The 6,439-nt window shown below is 44.7% G+C and carries 6 protein-coding genes; 5 read left to right on the forward strand and 1 reads right to left on the reverse strand.

Annotated elements, in window-relative coordinates:
* Nucleotides 1-287 precede the first annotated feature (287 nt).
* Nucleotides 288-1,214 (reverse strand): AraC family transcriptional regulator, encoded by a 927-nt coding sequence (locus VE944_RS09020; protein ID WP_324975418.1) that lies wholly within the window; start codon nt 1,212-1,214, stop codon nt 288-290.
* 240 nt (nt 1,215-1,454) lie between these two features.
* Between VE944_RS09020 and VE944_RS09025 the strand changes: the two genes are divergently transcribed.
* The 5 genes from VE944_RS09025 (at nt 1,455) to VE944_RS09045 (ending at nt 6,217) form a co-directional block, all read left to right on the forward strand.
* The gene (locus VE944_RS09025; protein WP_324975421.1) at nt 1,455-2,531 is read left to right on the forward strand and encodes an alpha/beta hydrolase; all 1,077 of its coding nucleotides are present in this window, start codon (nt 1,455-1,457) and stop codon (nt 2,529-2,531) included.
* 46 nt (nt 2,532-2,577) lie between these two features.
* Nucleotides 2,578-3,075 carry a cyclophilin-like fold protein gene (locus tag VE944_RS09030; protein ID WP_324975424.1) on the forward strand — a complete coding sequence of 166 codons (498 nt, stop codon included), beginning with the start codon at nt 2,578-2,580 and terminating at the stop codon, nt 3,073-3,075.
* Nucleotides 3,076-3,094: 19 nt separating this feature from the next.
* The gene (locus VE944_RS09035; protein WP_324975426.1) at nt 3,095-3,610 is read left to right on the forward strand and encodes a (R)-mandelonitrile lyase; all 516 of its coding nucleotides are present in this window, start codon (nt 3,095-3,097) and stop codon (nt 3,608-3,610) included.
* 45 nt (nt 3,611-3,655) lie between these two features.
* Nucleotides 3,656-4,426, forward strand: coding sequence for an SDR family oxidoreductase (locus tag VE944_RS09040; RefSeq protein WP_324975429.1), 771 nt, complete (start codon nt 3,656-3,658; stop codon nt 4,424-4,426).
* A gap of 861 nt (nt 4,427-5,287) precedes the next feature.
* Nucleotides 5,288-6,217, forward strand: a complete 930-nt coding sequence (locus tag VE944_RS09045) for a tyrosine-type recombinase/integrase (RefSeq protein ID WP_324975432.1) — start codon at nt 5,288-5,290, stop codon at nt 6,215-6,217.
* Nucleotides 6,218-6,439: the final 222 nt, after the last annotated feature.

Raw genomic sequence — 6,439 nt, forward strand, 5'->3', positions numbered from 1 at the left:
CTTGTTTGCAGTTTGAAAATTATGTTTGCAGTTTCATTTGCAATTATTGTGGTTTTGAGACCCCCTTTATTTGCAATTAATGTGGTTTCAAAATCGCCTTGTTTGCAGTTTTATCGCTGGATGTTTGCAGTTCGCTACAATTAGGGATTGAACACTTTTAATTCTCCAGAATTAAAAGTGTTGATGTACAGTCCCCTTGTCCTTCACGATAAACACTCACGAATAAAATCGGCGTTTTACCCTCTTTTTGCACATAAAGGGATGCTCCCAATAAACCTGTCCAATTCTTATTGCCCTAAATTGCTACGCAGCTTGGCGATGTCACGATGCGGGGGAATACCAAATAGTTTTTTATATTCCCGGCTGAAATAAGACGGGTCATCGTAACCGACGCGAAAGCTGGCGATCGCCACGTCCATGTTTTCGCCAAGCATCAGACGGCGCGCTTCTTGAAGCCGTATTTGTTTCTGGAACTGTAAAGGACTCATCGCCGTGACGGACTTAAAATGTTGGTGAAAGCTTGACACGCTCATGCCGAGTTCGCGGGCTGTATCTTCGATTTTCATCGGCTGATCAATGTTCTCGCGGATTTGCTTGACCACCCTGGAGATGCGCTGTGCGTCACCTTCCGTAGTGATAAGCTGACCCAGGCGTGCGCTCTGTTTTCCCTTTAAAAGCCGATAGATGATCTCGCGGATGATGAGCGGCGCGAGAAACTTCATTTCGTCCGGCGTGTCAAATAGTTTCACCAATTTGACGACCGCTTCCAGCAAATCGGCATCAACCGGGCTGACATCCATCGCTTTGACTCCGGTGCCGCTTTTTTTAGTTTCGATGCCGGATTCAATCATCACCACAGCCACAAGTGCCGGATCGAGGTCTATCCGAAGATTCAAATAAGGTTTTTCCTCGGACGCTTCGACGACATTACTCATAATCGGCAAATCAAGGGTCGAGATTAAGTAATGACCGGAATCGTAGTGAAATAATTCATCGTTCAAAAGCACATCCTTGCTGCCCTGCGCGATGACGCAGAAGGCGGGCTTTAATACGGATATCTGGCTCTCGGTCGGTTTCGACGATTGATATATGAAAATGCCCGGAAACACTTCCAAAAGGCTGTTTTCGGGAGCGAGACGAATCATTCTTTCGATCAGATCCTCCCGATTGATCTGCATCTTTCGCTTTTCAAATTCTGCTTCTTTTGCGTTCATAAATTTATATTAAACATTTTGTTTCTGTTCAGCACGTTGCATAGCGATTTTTTGGAGAATTGTCCGGTTTTTTTCAATGAACGTCCTAACGCTATCCGTTTTCACGCCCGCATAATTGAACTCATACAGCAAACGGTAGAAACGCTGCTGATAAAACCAGATTGATATTTGGAGAAATTTAAGATTAATAGAGCAACAATTTCAATCTGTAAATCTCACAATCAAAAGGGGAGAAATTATATGAAATATATATTAATTTTAGCGATGATAGCTCCTATGATAAGCGGGCAATTTTACACACAAACAGAACAAAAAGGACAATCAGAAAAAACAAAACAAATGGAACAAATAACACCAAATGGATATACAACTTTTAAGGTAAGCGACAACGTTGCAATGTATAAGGTTACTTTTAAAAACCAATACAAAATGAATGTTGCGGGACATCTATTTATTCCCAAGAATTTAGATCAGAATAAAAAACATTCGGCGATCATTGTTGGGCATCCTATGGGAGCGGTAAAAGAACAAAGTGCCAACGTGTATGCTGCAAATATGGCTGAACGAGGGTTTGTGACTTTATCTGTTGACTTGTCTTTTTGGGGAGAGAGTGAAGGCGAACCACGCAACGCTGTTGCGCCTGATATTTATTCTGAAGATTTCAGTGCAGCAGTTGACTTTCTTGGCACCCGTCCATTTGTTGACAGAAACCGAATCGGAATAATTGGAGTTTGTGGTAGCGGAAGTTTTGTGATCAGTGCCGCTAAGATTGATCCGCGAATGAAAGCGATCGCAACTGTCAGTATGTACGATATGGGAGCAGCCAACCGAAATGCACTTAACCATTCGCAAACCCTAGAGCAGAGAAAGAAACTTATAGCTGAGGCTGCGGAGCAGCGTTACGCAGAGTTTACCGGCGGCGAAACCAAATATACGGGCGGGACTGTTCATAAGTTGGATGAAAACACTCATCCTATTCAGCGTGAATTTTATGAATTCTACCGCACTCCGCGAGGTGAATACACTCCAAAAGGAGGGTCGCCGGAACTGACGACGCATCCGACATTGAGCAGTAACACTAAGTTTATGAACTTTTATCCGTTCAATGACATTGAAACGATTTCCCCTCGTCCGATGCTTTTCATTACGGGTGATCAGGCTCACTCAAAAGAATTTAGTGAGGATGCTTACAAACGTGCAGCCGAACCGAAAGAACTGGTTATTGTTCCGAATGCCGGACACGTTGATTTATACGACAAAACCGATCTGATTCCTTTTGACAAGCTGGAAGGCTTTTTCAAAACGAATCTAAAGTAATCAGGAAGCAGAAACCAAGAAGTCGTTTCACTTTCAAAAAAGACGAATGAGCAATATGAAATTCTTAATCGTAATGATGTTTTCAGCAACATTTCTTTTCGGCAGCTCCGTCGCTTGCAGTCAAGACCAATCGGGATTTGCTGGTAATACGAATATTAATAATCAAAGCAGTAATGCTGCCAACGAGACTAAAGGCAATAAGATGAAGATTAAAATCGGGTCAAAGACTTTCAATGCCACACTCTTTGACAGTGCGACGGCAAACGCTTTCAAAGCGATGCTGCCGTTGACGCTGAAGATGGATGAACTGAACGGCAACGAGAAAAAATATGATTTCTCGAACAATTTGCCGACCGACTCTTCCAATCCCAAAACAATCAACAAAGGCGATTTGATGGTTTGGGGAAACAATACCTTAGTGCTTTTCTATAAAACATTTCCGACGCAATACAGTTATACAAAACTCGGACGGATGGACGATCCTTCAGGGCTTGAAGCCGCAGTAGGATCAGGAAACGTAACGGTGACGTTTGAATTAGAGTAATCACCGGGAGAATAAAATTATGAAAAATATAACAATCGGATTGGTATTATGCGTGGCACTTTTTTTAGCCGTTGGATGCAGCAATCAGCAATCGGCTAATACGGAGCAAACAAAAATAGAAAAGGCGGAAAATAAAACTGAAAACACGATTTTTCCGAAGGGCGAAAAAGCCCCGGCGGAAACTTTTACGGGAACGGTTTATGTGCAGCCACTCGCTCCAAAAACCGAAAACAATAATTTTTCAATCGCCAGTGTGACCTTCGAGCCGGGCGCACGGGCAAACTGGCACAACCATCCGGCAGGACAAACTATACTCGTGACGATGGGCAAAGGGCTTTATCAAGAAAGAGGCAAACCCATCAAAACGATTAACAAAGGCGATGTAATTCTTTGCAATCCCGACATTGAACACTGGCACGGCGCATCACCCGAAAGCAGGATGACGCACGTTGTAATTACCAACTACAAAGGCGACAGTCAGGTGAATTGGCTCAAGCCTGTGACGGACGAGGAATATAAAGCTGACGCGAAATGACGGCTTTCAGAAATCTTGATTGGAATAAAAGTTAGGAGTTAAAAAATGACAACGAACGAGAATGGAAACTATATGGGAAAGGTTGCGTTTGTAACCGGAGCAGCGAACGGCATCGGTCGAGCTACGGCGCTGGCGTTTGCCCGTAAAGGCGCTAATGTGGTGGTCGCCGACGTTTCAGAACAGGGCAATCAAGAAACGGCACACATGATCGAACAACTCGGCTCCCGAGCGATCGCCATCAAGTGCGATGTGACGCAAGCCGAGGACGTGAAAACGGCTCTTTCCAAGACCATCGAAACCTTCGGGCGGCTGGACTTTGCCTTTAACAACGCCGGTGTGGAGCAGAAGAATGCAGCAACAGCCCAAATCGAAGAGTCAGAGTGGGATCGGATCGTCAACATTAACCTGCGCGGCGTTTTTCTGTGCATGAAGTATGAAATCCCGCTGCTACTCAAGCAAGGGGGCGGCGCGATCGTGAACACATCATCGGGCGCTGGGGTCATAGGCATCAAGGGCGGAGCCGCATACACCGCCGCAAAACACGGCTTGATCGGACTCACCAAGTCGGCGGCTCTCGACTACGCCTCGCAGAACATCCGCATCAACGCCGTCTGTCCTGGCTATATCGACACGTCGATGATGGATCGCTTCACCGGCGGCACTCCTGAAGGACGAGAACAGGTAATCTCAGAGGAACCGATTGGAAGGATGGGACAGCCCGAAGAGATCGCCAATGCCGTGGTCTGGCTGTGTTCGGATGCGTCTTCCTTCGTTGTCGGGCACGCCTTGGTCGTTGATGGCGGTCAAACGGTGTAATTAAGAGCGAAAACTATTGATTCTACGTTGTTAGAAAAAAGTGGAATCGGCAATTAAAAGTGCTTCTACCTCTACAAACATCTCATTGCAGAGGTAGAAATTTATTGTTGAATGCTGTCTACAAATCTACGAGTGTGAGAGAGTATGTCAGATAACCCCCCAGAAAAGACCAGCTAAAAAACTTGGGTTTTGAATTCAAAGTTAACCTATCAAATTCTGAGATGAGTTTCAATACCTATTCCTGTCAATACTGAAAACTCAGTCCTAGTAAAGTGTTGAGCTTATTTGCAATTAATCCTGGTCGAAACGGATGATTGCAGGCTGGTTGCATTTAATCCTGGCTCACATGAAATTATAGTTGCAAATAATTCTGGCTGAAAACAACGATGATTGCAGGTTGGGTGATTTATAATTGCAGGTCGCTACATTTAGGGCTTACGGTTTTCCTTCCACGTCCCACTTCGGATCTGCCAAAGCTGACTTGATGAATTCGTTTGAGTATTTTATGGATACTTTGCAGAGCAACTCAGTTTTCCCGTCGACGGGAAAATTTTAGCCAGGAGACATGTCGCTTTGCATTGATACTTGATATCAAAATCGATATCATCAGCTTATTTAATGGCGATCGCAAAGGGGGTTGATAAGAATGTTGGTATTTATGTGGGTGTGAGGCGGAAAATACAAATGCTCTAAGTAATGGCACTGTTTTGGCGTAACTTTTTAGTGAATCGAGTGAGATTGCGATCGCAAGAGTGGATTTGGTGAAGAAATTGGTCTGTTGTGGTTTGGTGTCACCAAAGGGGTGTATTGATATGAAGGAGACAAAATTAGCCTTTTGTCTGTTTCAGATCCGCGATAATTATGACACCAGTAGTAGTAGTCAAACCCAGAGGCAGGCAACTAGCTCATTTAGCGCCAGTCGATGCCCAACAGCGCTTAGTTCAACTGTGGCTGCATGATAAGCCTCAAAGTACCCAAAAATGTTATCTGCGGTATGCGGCGCAGTTCACCGGATTTCTGGCAGGGGTAGGGAAGGCGATCGCTCACACGACTGTCGAGGATATGGTGGAGTTTTCTGAATATTTGCATAACCGGGGTTTGGCAGCGCCTACTATCAAAACCTATATGGCGGCAGTCAAAAGTTTGCTAACATTTGCTTACAAGACGGGTTATATCAAGGTAAACCCCGGTGCTGCGATTAAGTTAAAAAAACTTGACCAGCGATTGCATGAAAAGGTGCTGACTTTAACTGACATCGCTTTGATGATTCGCCTCACCGAACGAGCCAAGTATCGTTATAAAGCTCAACAACTTAGGGATTTATTGATATTAAAGCTTTTATATGTGGCTGGGTTGCGGGTGTCGGAGTTAGTCGGACTAAGGTGGAAGGACTTTACGCCACGGGATCTGACCGGACAAATTACCGTTATGGGTAAAGGGAACAAGTCCCGTCACATTTTACTGCCGGAATATCTGTGGCAGGAATTGATAGATTACAGGAAGGACGCGCCCAAGGATGCTTATGTTTTCAAGAGTCGTAACGGGAAAAATAAGCCGCTCCATCGTCAAAATGTTGATCCTATTATTAAAGATGCAGCTGAACGGGCGGGGCTGATGGAGAAAGTTAGTTGTCATTGGCTCAGGCACAGCCATGCGACGCACAATGCTGAGATGCGTACTCCAGTTCCGTTAATCCAGCAAACAATGGGTCACGCTGATATTTCCACAACGGCAGGTTATATTCATATTCGCCCCGGTGATAGTAGTGCTTTGCATTTGCCACGGGTTTAAATACAGACTGTTATTCTGTTATTGTCGCAACCACCTACATCTTAGCGATCGCTAATTACTATCGGGACTTAAATGAACCCTATTGCGGAGACAGTTGAAATTATTTCACCGGATGGTAAAGTCCGTCTTTTACATTCCATTCCCATCCCACGCTCATGGGATCACGGTTACGCGACCAACTGATAAATTCTTTGACGCTCTTGTTTTCCCTTTCTGCAATGA

This window comes from Nostoc sp. (assembly GCF_035638895.1).
Taxonomy (GTDB): domain Bacteria; phylum Cyanobacteriota; class Cyanobacteriia; order Cyanobacteriales; family Nostocaceae; genus Nostoc.